General features: G+C 67.3%; 21 protein-coding genes. 18 read left to right on the forward strand and 3 right to left on the reverse strand.

Annotated elements, in window-relative coordinates:
- Positions 1-15 precede the first annotated feature (15 nt).
- Positions 16-492, reverse strand: coding sequence for a hotdog fold domain-containing protein (locus ABZ909_RS07455; RefSeq protein ID WP_356996880.1), 477 nt, complete (start codon positions 490-492; stop codon positions 16-18).
- A 211-nt stretch (positions 493-703) separates the two neighbouring features.
- On the opposite strand from ABZ909_RS07455, the gene ABZ909_RS07460 reads away from it, so the two are divergent.
- The 13 genes from ABZ909_RS07460 to ABZ909_RS07520 all read left to right on the forward strand — a co-directional run bounded on the left by ABZ909_RS07460 (position 704) and on the right by ABZ909_RS07520 (position 7,691).
- Positions 704-1,135, forward strand: coding sequence for a hypothetical protein (locus tag ABZ909_RS07460; RefSeq protein WP_356996881.1), 432 nt, complete (start codon positions 704-706; stop codon positions 1,133-1,135).
- Positions 1,136-1,627: 492 nt separating this feature from the next.
- A complete protein-coding gene (gene rpsJ / locus ABZ909_RS07465) occupies positions 1,628-1,933 on the forward strand; it encodes a 30S ribosomal protein S10 (protein ID WP_003938093.1) in 306 nt (101 codons plus the stop codon).
- A 14-nt stretch (positions 1,934-1,947) separates the two neighbouring features.
- A complete protein-coding gene (gene rplC / locus ABZ909_RS07470; RefSeq protein WP_356996882.1) occupies positions 1,948-2,613 on the forward strand; it encodes a 50S ribosomal protein L3 in 666 nt (221 codons plus the stop codon).
- On the forward strand, positions 2,610-3,281 hold the full coding sequence (gene rplD, locus ABZ909_RS07475) for a 50S ribosomal protein L4 (protein ID WP_356996883.1): 672 nt from the start codon (positions 2,610-2,612) through the stop codon (positions 3,279-3,281). The genes rplC and rplD overlap by 4 nt, the downstream gene beginning before the upstream one ends.
- Complete coding sequence (gene rplW / locus ABZ909_RS07480; RefSeq protein ID WP_033091018.1) at positions 3,278-3,583, forward strand: 50S ribosomal protein L23; 306 nt, start codon at positions 3,278-3,280, stop codon at positions 3,581-3,583. The genes rplD and rplW overlap by 4 nt, the downstream gene beginning before the upstream one ends.
- A 33-nt stretch (positions 3,584-3,616) precedes the next feature.
- Positions 3,617-4,447, forward strand: a complete 831-nt coding sequence (gene rplB, locus ABZ909_RS07485) for a 50S ribosomal protein L2 (protein WP_356996884.1) — start codon at positions 3,617-3,619, stop codon at positions 4,445-4,447.
- Between the two features lie 14 nt (positions 4,448-4,461).
- Positions 4,462-4,743: a 30S ribosomal protein S19 gene (gene rpsS, locus ABZ909_RS07490; protein ID WP_019931198.1), complete on the forward strand. Its 282-nt coding sequence runs from the start codon at positions 4,462-4,464 to the stop codon at positions 4,741-4,743.
- A complete protein-coding gene (rplV, locus tag ABZ909_RS07495; protein WP_040855202.1) occupies positions 4,740-5,141 on the forward strand; it encodes a 50S ribosomal protein L22 in 402 nt (133 codons plus the stop codon). Before rpsS ends, rplV begins: the two co-directional genes overlap by 4 nt.
- Entirely contained in the window at positions 5,142-5,948 is an 807-nt protein-coding gene (rpsC, locus tag ABZ909_RS07500; protein ID WP_033091021.1) for a 30S ribosomal protein S3, read from the forward strand. It abuts the gene before it with no gap.
- A gap of 3 nt (positions 5,949-5,951) precedes the next feature.
- Positions 5,952-6,368: a 50S ribosomal protein L16 gene (gene rplP / locus ABZ909_RS07505; protein WP_040804212.1), complete on the forward strand. Its 417-nt coding sequence runs from the start codon at positions 5,952-5,954 to the stop codon at positions 6,366-6,368.
- On the forward strand, positions 6,368-6,607 hold the full coding sequence (gene rpmC / locus ABZ909_RS07510) for a 50S ribosomal protein L29 (RefSeq protein WP_040855205.1): 240 nt from the start codon (positions 6,368-6,370) through the stop codon (positions 6,605-6,607). Before rplP ends, rpmC begins: the two co-directional genes overlap by 1 nt.
- Complete coding sequence (rpsQ, locus tag ABZ909_RS07515; RefSeq protein ID WP_354830578.1) at positions 6,604-6,900, forward strand: 30S ribosomal protein S17; 297 nt, start codon at positions 6,604-6,606, stop codon at positions 6,898-6,900. Before rpmC ends, rpsQ begins: the two co-directional genes overlap by 4 nt.
- A gap of 200 nt (positions 6,901-7,100) precedes the next feature.
- Positions 7,101-7,691, forward strand: coding sequence for a hypothetical protein (locus tag ABZ909_RS07520; protein ID WP_356996885.1), 591 nt, complete (start codon positions 7,101-7,103; stop codon positions 7,689-7,691).
- A gap of 882 nt (positions 7,692-8,573) precedes the next feature.
- On the opposite strand, the gene ABZ909_RS07525 is transcribed toward ABZ909_RS07520, so the two are convergent.
- Entirely contained in the window at positions 8,574-9,032 is a 459-nt protein-coding gene (locus tag ABZ909_RS07525; protein ID WP_356996886.1) for a MarR family transcriptional regulator, read from the reverse strand.
- Between the two features lie 139 nt (positions 9,033-9,171).
- Here ABZ909_RS07525 and ABZ909_RS07530 point away from each other — a divergent pair, with 139 nt between their 5' ends.
- Both ABZ909_RS07530 and ABZ909_RS07535 read left to right on the forward strand, forming a co-directional pair.
- A complete protein-coding gene (locus ABZ909_RS07530; protein WP_356996887.1) occupies positions 9,172-10,371 on the forward strand; it encodes an MFS transporter in 1,200 nt (399 codons plus the stop codon).
- Between the two features lie 79 nt (positions 10,372-10,450).
- Complete coding sequence (locus tag ABZ909_RS07535) at positions 10,451-13,897, forward strand: 3-carboxy-cis,cis-muconate cycloisomerase family FAD/NAD(P)-binding protein (RefSeq protein ID WP_356996888.1); 3,447 nt, start codon at positions 10,451-10,453, stop codon at positions 13,895-13,897.
- Positions 13,898-13,956: 59 nt separating this feature from the next.
- Here ABZ909_RS07535 and ABZ909_RS07540 read toward each other — a convergent pair whose 3' ends face one another.
- On the reverse strand, positions 13,957-14,376 hold the full coding sequence (locus tag ABZ909_RS07540; RefSeq protein WP_356996889.1) for a DUF5997 family protein: 420 nt from the start codon (positions 14,374-14,376) through the stop codon (positions 13,957-13,959).
- A gap of 192 nt (positions 14,377-14,568) precedes the next feature.
- Here ABZ909_RS07540 and ABZ909_RS07545 point away from each other — a divergent pair, with 192 nt between their 5' ends.
- From ABZ909_RS07545 to ABZ909_RS07555, 3 genes are all read left to right on the forward strand, one after another.
- The gene (locus tag ABZ909_RS07545; RefSeq protein WP_356996890.1) at positions 14,569-15,573 is read left to right on the forward strand and encodes a LysR family transcriptional regulator; all 1,005 of its coding nucleotides are present in this window, start codon (positions 14,569-14,571) and stop codon (positions 15,571-15,573) included.
- A gap of 246 nt (positions 15,574-15,819) precedes the next feature.
- A complete protein-coding gene (locus ABZ909_RS07550) occupies positions 15,820-16,422 on the forward strand; it encodes an EXLDI protein (protein ID WP_356996891.1) in 603 nt (200 codons plus the stop codon).
- A 35-nt stretch (positions 16,423-16,457) separates the two neighbouring features.
- Positions 16,458-18,623 carry an MMPL family transporter gene (locus ABZ909_RS07555; RefSeq protein ID WP_356996892.1) on the forward strand — a complete coding sequence of 722 codons (2,166 nt, stop codon included), beginning with the start codon at positions 16,458-16,460 and terminating at the stop codon, positions 18,621-18,623.
- Positions 18,624-18,628 lie beyond the last annotated feature (5 nt).

An 18,628-nucleotide genomic window follows, 5' to 3' on the forward strand; every position in this document is an offset into this window, starting at 1 on the left:
CTCAGCTGGTTGTGACTACTTCGGCGTCACCCAGGTGGTGATGTCGGCATGCACGACCTCCAGGCCCGACCGGTCGAAGATCGACACCGGCACCACCAGATCCCGCCCCTCGATGATCTGCGAGAAATCCGGAACCTCCGGCAACTTCGCGACGGCCCGCAGTCCCGAGTTCGCCTTCGCCAGATACTGCACGTTCATCGCCTTGGGGATCCACCGATGCGTCTCCGGCACCGTCGCCTCCGACAGCATGCCCATCGCCACCTCGGCCAGGTTGCATGCCGCGATCGCGTGGAACGTCCCCAGATGATTGTGAATCCCGAACCACTTGGGTGCGGTCACCTCGCACAGCCCCGGCTCCAATCGGACCACGCTCGGCAGCACCGTCCCGAAATACGGCACCCGCGCCACCATCCCGATGGAGAACAACGTGTGCCCGATCCGATTGTCGGGAAGCTTCTTCCACCCGCGATACGTAGCGGTCTCTTTAGCCATGCCCACATCTTACTCAAAAGTAAGTTCTGCGGGAACGTGCCTCGGGTCCAGCTCTCGGACTCCCGCGAATAGGTCATCGAATCGGTAGACGGTCCGCCTCGCTGCGCGAAACCGAATGGTTGCTTGTTATCTGGATGGGCCGTGCCGGGGGTGCGGCTGGGAGCGGACGCCACACGGGTCGGCTATCGGGGAATCAGGAGTTCTCGAAATCATGCGTATTCGCACCGCGGTCGCCACCGTTGGCATCGCACTCGCGGGGGTGGCCCTCGCCACCACGGCATCCGCCGGCTCGGCTGCGGCCTTCACGCCGTACATCAATCCGGGCGGCGGCATCTACGTCGGTGTGGACCTCGACCACGACGAGACCGTGGCCCTGTCCAACACCTGGATCCCGGCGGCGATCGACCAGATCAACAGGGCCAACAACCGGATCGCCCTCGACCCGTACTATTCGGAGATTCTGATGGTCGACGGCAAGATGTACGGCAACCTGACGCAGGTCGTCGGTGAGGCCGCCGACACGCCTGGCGGGCAGGTCGGCCTGGCCCTGATCGACCCCGCCGTGCATCACGGTGGCAACTTCCTGTTGATTCAGGATCTCGGCGGCTGGGACTACTACCTCCAGGATCTCCACAACCGCTGAGGTGTGAAATGGCCGGTGCGAGAGCCGAGTTCCGCACCGGCCTCGCGCTGTCCGGGCCGGGCGCCTCGACCCGGTGTGACCAGGGCCATCGAGTCCGGGTGGGGGAAGGGGCGATTTGAAGTCGCCCCGGGGCTCGAGGCATACTGTTCGGGTTGCCCACACCGGGTTGCGTCTTTTCCGTTGGATCGGCGCTGGTCGTGGGTGAGCAAGACCCAATTTTGCACCCCGCTGGATTGCGGCGTGGGTGCGTCCGGAACAATGTTCCGAGGCTTACAGGATTTTGGTCCGGGCTGAGGAATGAGCGGCGGAGCGACACGCCCGACCGCGTGGACCGGATGAACCATGACAGATGAACAGCGGCGATGGATCGGGCCCAGGTGGCCGGTCGTGTGGTGGCTGATGCGTCTTCGTGTGTTCGGGCTGTGCAAATGAGGGTGGTGTGAGAGCGAAAGCTCTTGGACCACAACGTAAGCGGAGAAAAGGACACTCAGCGTGGCGGGACAGAAGATCCGCATCAGGCTCAAGGCCTACGACCATGAGGCGATCGACGCGTCTGCGCGCAAGATCGTCGAGACGGTGACCCGTACCGGTGCCCGCGTCGTCGGCCCGGTGCCGTTGCCCACCGAGAAGAACGTGTACTGCGTCATCCGTTCGCCGCACAAGTACAAGGACTCGCGCGAGCACTTCGAGATGCGTACGCACAAGCGGCTGATCGACATCCTCGACCCGACGCCGAAGACGGTTGACGCCCTGATGCGCATCGACCTGCCGGCCAGCGTCGACGTCAACATTCAGTGACGGGGACTTCGAATATGACTGACAACAAGAGCCGTCCGGCCGCGGGCATCCTGGGCACCAAGCTCGGCATGACCCAGGTCTTCGACGAAAAGAACCGCGTCGTTCCCGTGACCGTCGTCAAGGCGGGCCCGAACGTCGTTACCCAGATCCGCACCGTGGAGCGCGACGGCTACTCCGCCGTCCAGGTCGCCTACGGCGCGATCGACCCCCGCAAGGTGAACAAGCCGGTCTCCGGCCAGTTCTCCAAGGCCGGTGTCACCCCCCGCCGCCACATCGCCGAGCTCCGCCTCGCCGACGTGTCCAACCTCGAGGTCGGCCAGGAACTCGGCGCCGACATCTTCGAGGCGGGCGCCTACGTCGACGTGACCGGCACCTCCAAGGGCAAGGGCTTCGCGGGCACCATGAAGCGCCACGGCTTCCGTGGTCAGGGTGCCTCGCACGGTGCGCAGGCCGTGCACCGTCGTCCGGGTTCCATCGGTGGTTGCTCCACCCCGGGCCGTGTCTTCAAGGGCATGCGCATGTCGGGCCGCATGGGTAACGACCGCGTCACCACGCAGAACCTCTCGGTCCACAAGGTGGATGCCGAGAACGGCCTGCTGCTGATCAAGGGCGCGATCCCGGGCCGCACCGGCGGCATCGTGATCGTCAAGAGTGCAGTGAAGGGTGGTGCCCGGGCATGAGCACCGAGACCAAGACCAACCTGACGCTCACGGTCAAGGCCGCTGGCGGCAAGACCGAGGGCACCGTCGAGCTCCCCGCGGAGATCTTCGACGTGACCGCGAACATCGCGCTGATGCACCAGGTCGTCGTGGCCCAGCAGGCCGCGGCTCGCCAGGGCACGCACGCCACCAAGACCCGCGGCATGGTCCGCGGCGGTGGCAAGAAGCCGTACCGCCAGAAGGGCACCGGCCGTGCGCGCCAGGGTTCGACCCGTGCGCCGCAGTTCGCCGGCGGTGGCACCGTCCACGGCCCGCAGCCGCGTGACTACACCCAGCGCCTGCCCAAGAAGATGAAGGTCGCCGCGCTGCGTGGCGCTCTGTCGGACCGGGCTCGCAACGAGCGCATCCACGTGATCACCGAACTGGTGTCGGGCCAGACCCCGTCGACCAAGTCGGCCAAGTCCTTCCTCGCCGAGCTGTCGGAGCGGAAGAACATCCTGGTCGTCGTCGGTCGTGAAGATGTCACCGCGTGGAAGAGCGTGGCGAACCTGCAGGGCGTGCACCCGATCGCCCCGGACCAGCTGAACACCTACGACGTTCTCAAGAGCGACGAAATCGTGTTCTCGGTCGAGGCGCTCAACGCCTTCGTGCACGGCCCCGCCGAAGCTGCACAGGAGGAGAGCAAGTGACCACCATCGCCGATCCCCGCGACATCCTGCTCGCGCCGGTGATCTCCGAGAAGTCCTACGGACTGATCGAAGACGGCACCTACACCTTCCTGGTGCACCCGGACTCGAACAAGACGCAGATCAAGATCGCCGTTGAGAAGGTTTTCGGTGTGAAGGTCACGAGCGTCAACACCGCCAACCGTCAGGGCAAGCGCAAGCGGACCCGCTTCGGTTACGGCAAGCGCAAGGACACCAAGCGCGCGCTCGTAACCATCTCGGCCGACAGCAAGCCCATCGAGATCTTCGGAGGCCCGGTCGCGTAAGCGGCTGGAGCTCCAGAAAGTAGAGAAGAACTCATGGCAATCCGTAAGTACAAGCCGACAACCCCGGGTCGCCGCGGTGCCTCGGTCTCGGACTTCGCCGAGATCACCCGCTCGACCCCCGAGAAGTCGCTGCTGCGTCCGCTCACCAAGACCGGTGGCCGTAACGCGCAGGGCCGCATCACCACTCGTCACAAGGGTGGCGGTCACAAGCGCGCCTACCGTCTGATCGACTTCCGTCGACTGGACAAGGACGGCATCCCGGCCAAGGTCGCGCACATCGAGTACGACCCCAACCGCACCGCCAACATCGCGCTGCTGCACTTCGCCGACGGCGAGAAGCGCTACATCATCGCGCCCAAGGGCATCGCCCAGGGCACGAAGATCGAGTCGGGCACCGGCGCGGACATCAAGCCGGGCAACAACCTGCCGCTGCGCTCCATCCCGACCGGTACCACCGTCCACGCGGTGGAGCTGCGTCCGGGCGGCGGCGCCAAGCTGGCTCGTGCCGCGGGCATGTCCATCCAGCTGCTGGGTAAGGAAGGCGCCTACGCCGTCCTGCGTATGCCCTCCGGTGAGATCCGTCGCGTCGACGTGCGCTGCCGCGCCACCATCGGCGAGGTCGGCAACGCCGAGCAGTCGAACATCAACTGGGGCAAGGCCGGCCGTATGCGGTGGAAGGGCGTTCGCCCGACCGTCCGTGGTGTGGTCATGAACCCGGTCGACCACCCGCACGGTGGTGGTGAGGGTAAGACCTCCGGTGGTCGCCACCCGGTCTCCCCGTGGGGCAAGCCCGAGGGCCGCACCCGTAAGCCCAACCGTCCCAGCGACAAGCTCATCGTCCGCCGCCGCGGCAAGAAGCGTTAAGGAGGAGGTTAGACATGCCACGTAGCCTGAAGAAGGGCCCGTTCGTCGACGAGCACCTCCTCAAGAAGGTGGACGTCCAGAACGAGAAGGGCACGAAGCAGGTCATCAAGACCTGGTCGCGTCGTTCCACCATCATCCCGGATTTCATCGGCCACACGTTCTCGGTCCACGACGGCCGCAAGCACGTGCCGGTGTTCGTGTCCGAGAACATGGTTGGACACAAGCTCGGTGAATTCGCGCCGACTCGCACGTTCAAGAGCCACGTCAAGGAAGATCGGAAGAGCAAGCGGCGATGAGCACTGAAACTCAGAACCCGACCGCGCGCGCGACCGCCAAGCACGTTCGCGTGACGCCGATGAAGGCCCGTCGCGTCGTGGACCTGGTCCGTGGACGCCGTGTCGAGGATGCGCTGAACATCCTGAAGTTCGCGCCGCAGGCCGCGAGCGAGCCGGTCGCCAAGGTGGTGGCCTCGGCCGCCGCCAACGCGGAGAACAACCTCGGCCTGAACCCGGCCACGCTGGTCATCTCGACCGCGTACGTCGACGAGGGCGCGACCATGAAGCGTTTCCAGCCGCGTGCCCAGGGCCGCGCGTTCCGGATCCGCAAGCGCACCAGCCACATCACCATCGAGGTCGAGAGCGTGCCCACCGCCGGCGCTGCCACTCGTAGCCGCCGGAAGGGAGGGGCAAAGTAAATGGGACAGAAGATCAATCCCCATGGCTTCCGCCTCGGTATCACCACCGACTGGAAGTCGCGTTGGTACGCGGACAAGCAGTACGCGGACTACGTGAAGGAAGACGTCGCGATCCGCAAGCTCCTCGCCACCGGCATGGAGCGGGCCGGCATCTCGAAGGTCGAGATCGAGCGCACCCGTGACCGCGTGCGTGTGGACATCCACACCGCGCGTCCGGGCATCGTGATCGGCCGCCGTGGCGCCGAGGCCGACCGCATTCGCGCCGAGCTGGAGAAGCTCACCAAGAAGCAGGTTCAGCTGAACATCCTCGAGGTGAAGAACCCCGAGTCGGATGCGCAGCTGGTTGCTCAGGGTGTGGCCGAGCAGCTGTCGAACCGTGTGGCGTTCCGTCGCGCGATGCGCAAGGCCATCCAGTCGGCCATGCGTTCGCCGAACGTCAAGGGCATCCGTGTGCAGTGCTCCGGCCGTCTCGGCGGCGCGGAAATGTCGCGCTCGGAGTTCTACCGTGAGGGTCGGGTGCCGCTGCACACGCTGCGTGCCGACATCGACTACGGCCTGTACGAGGCGAAGACCACCTTCGGCCGCATCGGCGTGAAGGTCTGGATCTACAAGGGCGACATCGTCGGCGGCAAGCGTGAGGTCACCGCGGTGGCCCCGTCCGGCCGCGACCGTGACGACCGCCCGCGTCGCGAGCGTCCGAGCCGTCCGCGTCGTAGCGGTGCCCAGGGCACCACCGCGACCAGCACTGAGGCCGGCCGCGCCGCCACCGCTGTGGCGGAGGCTCCGGCAGAGAATCAGGAGGGCTGACCTATGTTGATGCCCCGCAAGGTCAAGCACCGTAAGCAGCACCACCCGAAGCGCTCGGGTATGGCCAAGGGTGGCACCGCGGTGTCGTTCGGCGAGTTCGGTATCCAGGCTCTGGAGCCGGCCTACGTCACCAACCGGCAGATCGAGTCGGCGCGTATCGCGATGACCCGCCACATCAAGCGTGGCGGCAAGGTCTGGATCAACATCTACCCGGACCGTCCGCTCACCAAGAAGCCGGCCGAAACCCGCATGGGTTCCGGTAAGGGTTCGCCGGAGTGGTGGATCGCGAACGTGAAGCCCGGTCGGGTCATGTTCGAGTTGTCTTACCCGAACGAGGAGACCGCTCGTGAGGCCCTGCGCCGCGCGATGCACAAGCTCCCGATGAAGTGCAGGATCGTGACCAGGGAGGAGCAGTTCTGATGGCTACCGCTAATCCGGCCGCAGAGCTCCGCGAGCTCGACAATGACGCGCTCGTCGCCAAACTGCGCGAATCCAAGGAAGAGCTGTTCAACCTGCGCTTCCAGATGGCGACCGGCCAGTTGCAGAACAACCGGCGCCTGCGCGTGGTCCGCCACGAGATCGCGCGCATCTACACGGTCATGCGTGAGCGCGAGCTCGGCCTGGCCTCCGGTCCTGAAGGCAAGGGAGACGCGGCATGAGTGACGCCAAGGGCCCGGCCAAGACGCCGGCCAAGCAGGAGGAGCGGGGCCAGCGCAAGGTGCGCATCGGCTACGTCGTCTCCGACAAGATGACCAAGACCATCGTGGTCGAGCTGGAAGATCGCGTGAAGCACAAGCTTTACGGCAAGATCATCCGCACCACCTCGAAGGTGAAGGCCCACGACGAGAACGAGATCGCCGGTGTCGGCGACCGCGTGCAGCTGATGGAGACCCGTCCGCTGTCCGCCACCAAGCGGTGGCGTCTGGTCGAGGTCCTGGAGAAGGCCAAGTAAGCCTGCTCCTCGACTGAAACGGTCGTAAGCGTAAGGCCCGCTTCCCATTCGGGAAGCGGGCCTTATCTCTTTTTCCGAGTGTTTTTCTGTGGGTCGATAGGTGCTATGCGTGCCCGCGCTCGAGTGTGATCAAACCGAAACCCTGTATATCCGAACGGAATTGGCGTGTCGCACCGGTGAGGCGCTAGTTTTGTCTGGCTATGAGGGATGCTGCAACAACTTCCGGGGCTTGGCGGATCGACGACCGGACCGCGGTGACATTCCGCGATGCGGCGGTGGCGTGGGCTCTGGCCGCCCATGAGGTGCTGGCCGAATGCGCCTCCGGCTACGGCCATTTCGTGACCATCAATGAGCTGGCCGAGCGGGTGCAGGAGATGTCGGGCATCCGTACCGACGCCCCCACCCGCACCTGGATGGACGCCATCCTGCGCAAGGTCGCCCGCCGCTGCCACAATGCCGGCGAGCCGCCGCTGACGGCGTTGTGTGTCAAGCAGAACCACAAGGTCAGCGACAGCTACAAGTACGTGCTGGAGTTGGCCCACCTACCCGTCCCGGCCGATCTCGAAGTGCATGCCGCCTACGCCCGCTGGCAGTGCTACGCCGCCTACGGCGCGGACATCCCCTCCGACGGCGGCATCCCGCCCCTGATCCCGCGCAATGGCGGCGCACCCCGCCGAGTCACTCCCGCCGGGCCGGTCTCCACTCCCAAGCCGGAACCCGAGGCCCGCAAGGCGGTCTGCAACTCCTGCTTCACCGAACTCCCCGCCAACGGCGTCTGCTACTACTGCTGACGCGCGGTCGAGCCGGAACTCGAAGGCCCGCTTCCCCGGAGCGGGTCTTCGCGTCTCCAGAGCCCTCACGCATCCGGCGTTCCAGCCGGAGCGGCGGCCTGGGTTCGCCGAGCAGTGAGGCCGGTTCGGTCGTTTCTTCGTCCTCCTTCGGCTCGCCCGCTCGGCAGGTGACGCGCTTCCAGGATGCGGTGGTGCCTCGCCGTCGGCCGGTGCGTATTCGTGTTGCGCGGCGTCGTTGCCGCGACCCGGCGGCGTTGCCGGGATGGTCTCGACAGTAGGGTGCGCCACTACCGGGGCGAATCGGCCGATCATTGCCGTCACCCGCCACGAGGGTGGCGAACACCCGCCGGATGCGCTCATCGCCAGCACGATCGCACCGATCGTGACGGGGTCGGTCACCTTCGCACCCCGCGCCTTTCCGGAGCTGTCCCGCGCCGGCACCGCTGATTCGACGCCATCCATCGCGGCCGGCTCCGCCCGCGGCGTCGGGGTCTGCCGGTCCGAGCGCTCGTCGTCGATCCCCGTGGCGGCCATCGATACTCGAACCGTCACGCCACGGTGGTCGTTCTGCGCGATACCCATCGGAAACCTCTTGCCCGCCTGGGCGGCCGACGCCGACCAGGATGCGAATCGACAAGACCGATTCTCATCGCTCGTATCGGGCGGCGCACGGGTACGCCGCTACCTGAACAGGACAAAACGGGCAATAAGGCTCGCGCAAGGTCATCGCCCGCAGCGGGATAGGGCCGACCATCGCCGGCGCGGCGCGCCGAGTCCGTTGTGGCACAACGAAATCGACAACCGGCGCATCGACCTTTCACTGCGCGGTGCAGGTAGCCGACTACTTGCGGACAACTGTCGCAGGGTTCCGCGACGCGGGAATCAGGCTGGGGTGCGGAGGGATTCGAGGGTGTGGACGAGCGGTGCCAGTTCGGGATTGCGGGAGGCTGCGGTGAGCGCCTCCCGGAGGGCGGTGGCGTTTGTGGGGCGGGCCGCCTCCAGGAGCTCATGGCCGGCGTCGGTGACCTTGGTGTAGATGCCACGGCGGTCGTGGGGGCAGAGGTAGCGCGAGAGGAGGCCGCGGTCCTCGAGGCGGGTGACCAAGCGGGTGGTGGCGGACTGGGAGAGGACGACGGCGTCGGCCACCTGTTTCATCTGGAGCATGCCGCCGTCGCCGTCGTGCTGGCGGGAGAGGGCGTCGAGCAGGGAGTATTCGCGGACGCTGAGGTCGTGGGCCGACTGGAGGGCGCGTTCGATGTGGGCCTCGATGGTGCCGTGCAGCAGGGAGAGGGCGCACCAGCCCTGGGCCAGGGCGGTCATGGCGGGATCGGTGGCTGTCATCGCGTTTCCTCGGGTCGGAGGGACTCCCGCCAGGATAGACCAACTCCGCAATAGCCAGCGCTTGCAAGTAATATGCGTATGCAACTATTGTTGGCGCACGTAAAGCGCTCTTGCAACTCATTGCTCGGAAGGTGTATCCATGCCACTCGCGCTGCTCGCCCTCGCCATCGGGGCTTTCGGGATCGGCACCACGGAATTCGTGATCATGGGTCTGCTGCCCGAGGTCGCCGGGGACTTCGGCGTCTCCATTCCGACCGCCGGCTGGCTGGTCACCGGCTACGCGCTGGGCGTCATGCTCGGTGCGCCGGTGATGACCGCGCTCGGCACCAAGATCTCCCGCAAGCGCATGCTCATGTTGCTGATGGGATTGTTCATCGCCGGAAACCTCTTGTCCGCCATCGCCCCGGTCTTCGGGATCATGCTGCTGGGCCGGGTGGTCGCCTCGCTGGCGCACGGCGCGTTCTTCGGCATCGGCTCGGTGGTGGCCGCCGATCTGGTGGCGCCGGACAAGAAGGCCGGGGCCATCGCCATGATGTTCACCGGCCTCACCGTCGCCAATGTGGTGGGCGTGCCGCTGGGCACCCTGGTGGGCCAGACCGTCGGCTGGCGCATCACGTTCACAGCGGTCGCCGCGCTGGGCGTGGCCGGACTGCTGGGCGTGGCCAAGCTGGTGCCGGACCTGCCCAAGCCGGAGGGCGTGCACCTGCGGCACGAACTGGCCGCCTTCGAGAACATTCAGGTGCTGCTGGCCATGGCCATGACGGTGCTGGGTTTCGGCGGCGTGTTCGCGGCCATCACCTATATCGCGCCGATGATGACCGGGGTGACCGGTTTCGCCGACGGGTCGGTGACCTGGCTGCTGGTGCTGTTCGGCCTCGGCATGTTCGCCGGAAACCTGGTGGGCGGCAGGTTCGCCGACCGGGCGCCGATGCTCATGCTGGTCGCACCGCTGGCGGGGCTCGCGGTGGCGCTGGGTCTGTTCACGGTGACCGCGCACGACAAGATCGGGGCCGCCGTGACGATCTTCGTGATCGGCGTGCTCGGCTTCGCGACCGTGCCGTCTTTGCAGAAACGGGTGCTCGATCAGGCGCACGCGGCGCCGACGCTGGCCTCGGCCATGAATATCGGCGCGTTCAACCTGGGCAATGCCATCTCGGCGTGGCTGGGCGGGCTGGTGATCGCGGCCGGATTCGGTTACACGGCCCCGAACTGGGTCGGTGCCGCGCTGGCGGTTTCGGCACTGCTGCTGGCCTGCCTGTCGGAGGCGCTGGAGCGCCGCGCCGCACATCAGTTTTCGACATTCCAGACGAACCAGGCGTACCGTACCGTCCATTCTTGAGCGCTTGTCCGCGCCGCGCTAACCTCGCCGACGTGTCCGGATTCGGTCACGGCTAATCGAGCGCGATCGGTGAGTTTGCATGCTCGACAATGTTTTACGGATCGCCATAGTTGGAGTGGGACCGCGGGGTCTGAATGTTTTCGAACGCATTTGCGCCAACGCTCGGCAGTTAGGCATCTCGGCCGGGGTCGAACTGGTGCTCATCGATTCGACCCGGGTCGGTACCGGATCGGTCTGGCGCACCGACCAGCCCGCGCACCTGTTCATGAACACGGTCGCCGAGCAGGTCACCATATTCACCGACGACACCGTCGAGATGGCGGGCCCGGTGGAACGCGGCCCCAGCCTCTACGAATGGTCGAACTTTCTGGCGAAGATCGGCAATTTCGCGAGCCTGCCCAGCACCGCTCTCGGTGCGGCCCTGCGGATTTCCCCGGAGAGCTATCCGCCACGCGCCTTCTACGGCCATTACCTGCGCTGGGCCTTCGAGCGAACTCGCGACAGATACGCCGATTGGGTGCGGGTACGCGAAATCGTGGCAACCGTGGTGGATATGCGCGACGGCCCCGGCGGATTCCAGGAGCTGGAACTCGGTACCGGCGAACGCCTGCGCGGCCTGCACGCGGTGGTGCTCACCCAGGGCCACCTGGCCGAAGCGCCGCCGGGTGCGTCCGGTTCGCTCGCCGACACCGCGGATCGCCTGGGCCTCACCTACATTCCGCCCGGCAATGCCGCCGATGTGGATCTGAACCGCATTCCCGAGGGGGACCCGGTCATCATCCGCGGCCTGGGCCTCACCTTCTTCGACTACCTGGCCCTGCTGACGGCGGGCCGCGGCGGCCGGTTCACGGAGTCCGAGACCGGACTGGAGTACATCGCCTCGGGCCGGGAGCCGCTCATCGTCACCGGCTGCCGCCGCGGCGTCCCGCATCACGCGCGCGGTGAGCATCAGAAGGGGGTGGCCGGCCGCTACGAGCCGCTGCTGCTCAATGGTGACCGCATCGCTCGATTGCGCCACCGCGCACGGAAATTCGGCGACGTCTCTTTTCGCCGCGACGTCTGGCCGCATATCGCGCGGGAAGTCGAGTCGGTCTACTACACCCGCCTGATCGCGGACCGGGTCAGCCCGCACCGCCTGGCCTCGTTCCGCGACCGCTACCTGATCGCCCCGACCGCCGAGGACGCCGAGGAACTGCTGAACCGCTTCGGCGTGCCCCCGCAGGACCGCTGGGACTGGCGCACGCTCGCCGACCCCACCGGCGGCCGCTACTTCACCGATCCCGCGGATTTCCACGCCTGGCTGCTGGCCTACCTCGACGCCGATGTGCAGCAGGCGCACCTGGGCAATGTGCACGGCCCGGTGAAGGCGGCCCTGGATGTCCTGCGCGACCTGCGCAATGAGGTCCGGCTGGTGGTCGACCACGGCGGCATCGCGGGCTCCTCCTACCGCGACGACCTGGATCGCTGGTACACGCCGATGAACGCCTTCCTGTCCATCGGGCCACCGGCGCACCGGATTTCGGAACTGGCGGCACTGATTCGCGCGGGTGTGGTGCGAGTCGCCGGTCCCGGCATGCGGGTCCGGGCGGACACCGGACGCGAGTGCTTCGTCGCCGATTCACCCATGGTGGGTGATTCGGTGGCATCGGCACACACTCTCATCGATGCCTGGATGCCCGCACCGGACCTGCATCGCACCGCGGATCCGTTGCTGCGCAACCTGTTGCGCCGTGAGGAAGTGCGCGGCTACGTCATCGCCTCCCCGGACGGCAGCCGTTACCGCACCGGCGGCCTGGCACTCGCGCCGGGTTCGTACCATCCGGTGGACACGGTCGGGCGAATCCACCCGCGCCGCTATGTCTTCGGAGTGCCGACCGAGTCGGTGCGCTGGGTGACGGCGGCGGGCGCGCGCCCCGGGGTCAATTCGGTGACGCTGGCCGACGGCGATGCCATCGCCCGCGAGATCCTCACCGCCCACCGGTACGAGGGCCCGGCGCTTCCGCTGAATCAGCACGGGGTGCATCCGCCGAATCAGCACGGGGTGCATCCGCCGAATCAGCACGGGGTGCATCCGCCGAATCAGCACGGGGTGCAGCGGCATTCCGAACTCGGGCACGACTGTGAAAGGCACGATGACATGGCGGTGGAATGTGGTCTGCTGGCGCCCGTCGGGGTGGGCACGCCGGTGGAGTCCCTGCTGAGCGACGACGCCTGGATCGAGGCCATGCTGGAGGTGGAGCTGGCGCTGGCGCGCTCCGAGGCCCGCCTGGGTATGGTGCCCGGCACCGTCACCGATCATCTGGTGGTGGCGGTCCGCGAGCACGCGTTCGACGCCCGCGAGATCGCGCAGGCCTCGCGCGGCGCCGCGAATCCGGTGGTGATCTTCGTGGAGCGCCTGCACGACGCGGTGGCGGATGTGGATCCGGTGAGTGCGAACTACGTGCACTACGGCTCCACCAGCCAGGACATTCTGGATACCGCGACCATGGTGATCGCCGCCCGGGTGCTGGCCGTGCTGATCGCCGACCTGGACACCATTGTCGGCTCCCTGGCCGAGCTGGCCCGCCGCCACCGCACCACCCCGATCGCCGGCCGCACCCTCGCCATGCACGCGGTGCCGACGACCTTCGGCGCGAAGGTGGCGGTGTGGATGCAGGGTCTGCTCGACGCCCGCGAACGTCTGGACCGCGTGCGCCGCACGCTGCCGGTCCAATTGGGCGGCGCGGCGGGCACTTTGGCGTCCTATATCGAGTGCGCGCGCTGCGCGGATTCGGAGCTGTCGCAGGCGCCCGCCGGCGAGATCATGGAGCGCCTCACCCACGAGTTCGCCGCCGAACTGTCCCTCACCGTGAGCGCCACCCCCTGGCACACCGCGCGCACCCCGATCGCCGATCTGGCCGCGGCCCTGGCCCTGGCCTCCGGCACGCTGGGCAAGCTGGCCGTGGACGTGATCTCTCAGTCCCGCACCGAAACCGCCGAGCTACTCGAGCCCGCCGCCCCTGGCCGCGGCGAATCCTCGGCCATGCCGCAGAAGCGAAACCCGGTGCTGAGCACCATGATTCGCGCGGCGGCTCTGCAGGTCCCCGCGCTGGCCTCGACGCTGTTCGGCGCGCTGCTGGCCGAGGACGAGCGTCCCGCCGGCGCCTGGCACGCCGAATGGCAGCCGCTGCGCGAATGCCTGCTCCTGGTCGGCGGCGCCGCCCACACGGCGGTCGAACTCGCCGCGGGCCTGATGGCCGATGCCGACCGCATGACCGAGAACCTCTCGCTCACCGAGGGTCAGATCGTCGCCGAACGCCTCTCGATCCGCCTGGCGCCGCTGCTCGGCAAGCCGATCGCCAAGAAGGCCCTGCAGGCCGCCTCCTTCGAGGCGCGGACCACCACCCGGCCGCTGGCCGACATCCTCGCCGAATGCCCCGATATCGCCCCGCACCTCACCAAATCCGAACTGGCCGAACTCCTCCGCCCCGAGAACTATCTCGGCGCGGCCCCCGACCTGGTCGACCGGGTGCTGCGTCGAATCTGATCCGATTCGGCAGTGGCAGAAGGGAGTTCAGGGCAGATGACCGGGCCGGGGCGTCGCGTTCAGTTGCCGAAGCGGTTCTTGGGCGGGCGGTTGGAGGCGGCGCGGCGGGCGGCCTCCTTCTCCTTGACGCGCTCGGCTTCCTTGCGGACGGCGACGAGGTTGTCGCGTTCGCGGAGCAGCCATTCGGGCGGGTCGGCGAGCAGGGCCGCGATCTCGTCCGCGGTGAGCGCGTCGGCGACGCCGGCGCGGGCCAGACCGGAGTTGGAGATGCCCAGCTTGCGGGCCACCACATCGCGCGGGAAGGGGCCGTTGGCGTGCAGCTCGATCAGCCACTGCGGGGGATCGGTGCGCAGTTCCTCGAGCTGGGCGCGGGTGACGGGTGAGTTCCGGAACTCCGCGGGGGTTGCCGGGAGGTAGATGCCGAGTTTGTTCGCCGCGGTCAGCGGCTTCATGGTCTGGGGGTTCTTGTCCGGGCTCACCGATCAAGGGTATCGGGCGGGTGGGGTGAACCTGCTGGCCGGTGCAATACGGTGGACGGCATGAGAGGTCAGGGTCCGGAGGAGGCAGCGGAGCGTAACCACGGAGGGCCCCCGCTCATGCCACATGGGCAGGGCATGAGAGGTCAGGGTCCGGAGGAGGCAGCGGAGCGTAACCACGGAGGGCCCCCGCTCATGCCGTATGGGCAGAGCATGAGCCGGTTGGAGTCCATCGATCTGACGCGCCTGCGCTGGTTCGTCGCGGTTGCCGAGGAATTGCATTTCGCCCGGGCGGCGCGTGGCCTCGGTATTTCGCGGCAGCGCTTGAGCGGGACGGTCATCGAGCTGGAGGAAGAGCTCGAAACCAGACTGTTCGTGCCGGGCGCGCAGCCGACCCAGCTGAGCGAGGACGGGCGCGTGCTGCTGGACGAGGCCCGCGCCCTCATCGCGGCTGCCGCGGCCGTGGAGCCGGAGCCGGCACCGGCCGCGGCGGACCGCCTGCGCGTCGGCTTCGTCCCGGGCGTGACCGTGACCAAATGGGAGCGTATCTGGCGCGAGCGGTTCCCCGAGGTCGCGCTGGAGCTGACGCCGATCCCGATGAAGGAGCAGGAGCAGGCCCTGCGCACGGACGCGGTCGACATGTGTTTCGTGCGCCTGCCCATCGACCGCGAGGGGGTGAGCGCGATTCCGCTCTACCGGGAGGTCCCGGTCGTGGTCGTACCCAAGGATCATCCGATCGCCCTGTTCGATCAGGTCGCCACGGCCGATCTGGCCGATGAGCGCATGCAGGACGCCGCCGACCTGGACGACGCCGCCATGACCATGGAGCTGGTGGCCGCGGTGAGCGGGGCGGCCATCGTGCCGCATTCGATCGCCCGCCTGCACCACCGCAAGGACCTGGTCTATAGGACCGTCACCGATGTGCCCGAAACCGAGATCGCGCTGGCCTGGCCCGCCGACCGCACCACCGAGCTGGTGGAGGAGTTCGTGGGCGTGGTGCGCGGCCGTTCCCAGCGCAGTTCCCGTTCGCCGTCCGGTCAACAGCCGGACAAGGCGGCGCGGCCACAGAATTCGCCGAAGCGGACGGGTGCGGCCGGGGCGGGCGGGGCGCGCAATCAGGCCGGGGCGAAGAAGCCGCAGACCACCGCGAAGTCGAAGCAGGGTGGTGCGAAGAAGCCGGGCAAGCGGCGCGGGCGCTAGCGCGCGGCTCCGCGCTGACGACCCATCAGGGCCCGCCTCCCGTTCGGGAGGCGGGCCCTTTCGAGTCCCCGATGCTCAGGGAAGTACCTGGAGAAAGTTCAGGGTCGTGTCAGGGTTGCGCTATACGTATACGTCTACTTATAGTGACTGAAGACCGGGAATCACCGTCCGGAACCCTGAGAAGTGCAGCGGCACAGCGGGTATCGACCCACAGCGCCGTGCTGTACAAGCATGCCTATATGCGCATTGACTGATGATTTGGAGCACCCCATGGCCCTCGATATGGACCAGTCCAACGACGCCGACCCGCAGGACGCCCCGACCCCGGAGACCCCGGCCGCGGAGGCTCCGGCCGCGACCGGCACCGACCTGGTGGCGGACCCGCTGCCCGAGGGCATGCGCGAGATCACCCTGCGCGTCGGCCCCGGCGGCGGCCGCACCCAGCGCTTCGTCGGCCGGCTGCTGGCCGAGGCTCAGCACGTGACCAAGGAGGGCAGCGAGTCCGTGCAGGTCTTCCTGAGCCGCAAGGGCAAGCTGGTCGTGCACCGGCACTATGTCGAGTGGTCGGATTTCGCCCAGGCCTCGAAGAACGCCGCGCGGGAGCGGAAGGAGGAGTTCCTCACCGCCCGGCACAGTTCCGACCAGTCGGACCTTTCGGTATTCACGAACTGGGCCAAGGGATTTAAGAACTGGCGCGAATTCCTCGGCCTGGGCGAGGATGGCTATGGCGACTTCACTTTGGAGATCGTGGACTCGCTCGTGGAACTGCGCGACCGCATTCCGTCGAAGGTCTATCGCATCGTCGCCGATGTGATGGAGAACCCGTCCTCGCAGATCCTCGACATCTGAATAACGCGGCCGAACCCGGAAAGGACTTCTCCCGCATGTTCTCCCGCTTGGGGCGCTTCGTCGTCCGATTCCCGTGGCTGGTGATCGCCGCGTGGCTGATCGCCATTGTCGCGGTCGTCGCCACCGCGCCGAAGCTCACCGCCACCACCGACCAATCCGACTTCCTGCCTTCGCATTACGAATCCATTCAGGCAGCGAAGTTGCAGCAGCAGGCATTTCCCAACAGCAATACCCCCGCTGCGCTCATCGTCTTCGAACGCTCCGACGGAGCCCCGATGACCGACGCCGACTCGACCGCGGTGGCCGCCGCCGCGACCAAGCTGTCGGAGCGGAACATCAAGGATGTCACCGGAATCCAGGCGGTGCCCCCGGCGGAGAATCGGGCGGTCGAGGTGGTCGCGGTGCAGATGACCAAGGTCACCAGCGCCAATGACACCCACCAGTCCGACGCGGTGAAGTCCCTCCGGGACGCGCTGAAGGAACAGGTGAACGGCACCGACCTGAAGGCCGGCATCACCGGCACCGCCGCCCAGACCCTGGATCAGCAGGACTCCAGTACCAAGGGCTTGATCATCATCGGTGTGGCGACCGTGGTGCTGATCCTGTTGTTGCTGCTGCTCATCTTCCGCAGCCCGATCATCGCGCTGCTGCCCATCCTGGTCATCTTCATCGCGGTGTCCCCGCTGGCCAGCGGTCTGATCGCGATCGCCAGCAACACCTTCGACCTCAAGATCGACAGCTCGGTGCAGTCGCTGCTGGTCGTGGTGCTCTTCGGAGTCGGCACCGACTACATACTCTTCCTGATGTTCCGCTTCCGGGAGCGCCTGCGCGCCGGTGAGGACGCCAAGACGGCCGTGGTCAGCGCGGTCACCCGGGTCGGTGAGGCCATCACCTCGGCGGCCGCGGCGGTGATCATCGCCTTCGGCGCGCTGACGCTGTCCACTCTGGGCATGTTCCGGTCCATGGGTATCGCTCTGGCCATCGCGGTCGCGGTGGCGCTGCTGGCCGGGCTCACGCTCATCCCCGCGATCGTTTCCCTGTTGGGCACCAAGGTCTTCTGGCCCTCGAAGGCCTGGCAGGTGGAGCCGAGCGGGGCGCGGTTCGCGGCTTTGGGTGGCGCGCTGGGCAAGCGGCCGGGCCTGTTCGCCGTGGCGTCCGGTGGTGTCCTGATCGCCCTGGGCGTCTTCGCCGTCGGCTTCAATCCGACCTTCGATCTGAGCTCGGGTTCGACCTCGGGCAGCTCCGAATCCGTGGTCTACGGCAAGGAATTGCTCAAGGGCATGCCCGCGGGCAGCACCCAGCCCTCGCAGGTGTACCTGCGCAGCGAGCACGGCGCGCTGAGCGCCGACGAGCTGAACGCCTTCGGCGCGGCACTGCGCGGCGTCCACGGTGTGGGCGAGGTGGGTCCGCAGCCGGCGCTGTCGGCCGACAAGACGGTCGCCGAATATCAGGTGACGCTGTCCGACAAGCCGGAATCCGATGCGGCCCTGAAGACCGTGAAGGGTCCCCTCCGGGATGCCGCGCACGCGGCGGCGCCGGTCGGCACCTCGGCGGTAGTCGGCGGCATGACCTCGGTGTTCGTCGACTTCCAGCACGCCATGAACCGGGACTACATGGTGGTGTTCCCGGTGGCGGCCATCCTGATCATGATCGTGCTGGCCCTGTTGCTGCGCAGCGTGGTGGCGCCCTGGTACCTGATGGCCTCGGTGTTCCTCGGCTTCGCCGCGACGCTGGGTTCGGCGGTGCTGGTCTTCCAGCATCTGCAGGGGGATTCGGGTCTGATCTTCACGCTGCCGCTGATCATGTACCTGTTCGTGGTCGCCCTCGGGACGGACTACAACATCCTCATGGTCGCCCGGTTGCGGGAGGAGGCGCAGGAGGGCAACGACCCGCACCGCGCGGCCGCCCTGGCCCTGCGTCATACCGGCCCGACGGTGGCGGCGGCCGGTGTCATCCTGGCGGGCACCTTCGCCTCGATGATGCTGGCGGGCAACGACACACTGTCGCAGATGGGCTTCGCCATCTCGGTGGGCATCGCCATCGCCGCGTTCGTCATGGCGATGTTCTTCACCCCCGCGGTGACCGCCCTGATCGGCCGCCGTGCCTGGTGGCCGGGCCACGGCGGTGATGCGCGACAGCAGCAGCCGCAGTGGGATACGGAATGGACGCCGCCCGATGTGGTGAGTGACCTGCACCGCTGAGGTTT

The organism is Nocardia sp. NPDC046763 (assembly GCF_040645495.1).
Classification (GTDB): Bacteria; Actinomycetota; Actinomycetes; order Mycobacteriales; family Mycobacteriaceae; genus Nocardia.

Excerpts from the sequence above, each read along its gene's own strand:
- ABZ909_RS07455 (WP_356996880.1), bottom strand. The coding sequence starts at position 492 with ATGGCTAAAGAGACCGCTACGTATCGCGGGTGGAAGAAGCTTCCCGAC.
- ABZ909_RS07460 (WP_356996881.1), top strand. The coding sequence starts at position 704 with ATGCGTATTCGCACCGCGGTCGCCACCGTTGGCATCGCACTCGCGGGG.
- rplC (WP_356996882.1), top strand. The coding sequence starts at position 1,948 with ATGACTGACAACAAGAGCCGTCCGGCCGCGGGCATCCTGGGCACCAAG.
- rplD (WP_356996883.1), top strand. The coding sequence starts at position 2,610 with ATGAGCACCGAGACCAAGACCAACCTGACGCTCACGGTCAAGGCCGCT.
- rplB (WP_356996884.1), top strand. The coding sequence starts at position 3,617 with ATGGCAATCCGTAAGTACAAGCCGACAACCCCGGGTCGCCGCGGTGCC.
- rpsS (WP_019931198.1), top strand. The coding sequence starts at position 4,462 with ATGCCACGTAGCCTGAAGAAGGGCCCGTTCGTCGACGAGCACCTCCTC.
- rplV (WP_040855202.1), top strand. The coding sequence starts at position 4,740 with ATGAGCACTGAAACTCAGAACCCGACCGCGCGCGCGACCGCCAAGCAC.
- rpsC (WP_033091021.1), top strand. The coding sequence starts at position 5,142 with ATGGGACAGAAGATCAATCCCCATGGCTTCCGCCTCGGTATCACCACC.
- rplP (WP_040804212.1), top strand. The coding sequence starts at position 5,952 with ATGTTGATGCCCCGCAAGGTCAAGCACCGTAAGCAGCACCACCCGAAG.
- rpmC (WP_040855205.1), top strand. The coding sequence starts at position 6,368 with ATGGCTACCGCTAATCCGGCCGCAGAGCTCCGCGAGCTCGACAATGAC.
- rpsQ (WP_354830578.1), top strand. The coding sequence starts at position 6,604 with ATGAGTGACGCCAAGGGCCCGGCCAAGACGCCGGCCAAGCAGGAGGAG.
- ABZ909_RS07520 (WP_356996885.1), top strand. The coding sequence starts at position 7,101 with ATGAGGGATGCTGCAACAACTTCCGGGGCTTGGCGGATCGACGACCGG.
- ABZ909_RS07525 (WP_356996886.1), bottom strand. The coding sequence starts at position 9,032 with ATGACAGCCACCGATCCCGCCATGACCGCCCTGGCCCAGGGCTGGTGC.
- ABZ909_RS07530 (WP_356996887.1), top strand. The coding sequence starts at position 9,172 with ATGCCACTCGCGCTGCTCGCCCTCGCCATCGGGGCTTTCGGGATCGGC.
- ABZ909_RS07535 (WP_356996888.1), top strand. The coding sequence starts at position 10,451 with ATGCTCGACAATGTTTTACGGATCGCCATAGTTGGAGTGGGACCGCGG.
- ABZ909_RS07545 (WP_356996890.1), top strand. The coding sequence starts at position 14,569 with ATGCCGTATGGGCAGAGCATGAGCCGGTTGGAGTCCATCGATCTGACG.
- ABZ909_RS07555 (WP_356996892.1), top strand. The coding sequence starts at position 16,458 with ATGTTCTCCCGCTTGGGGCGCTTCGTCGTCCGATTCCCGTGGCTGGTG.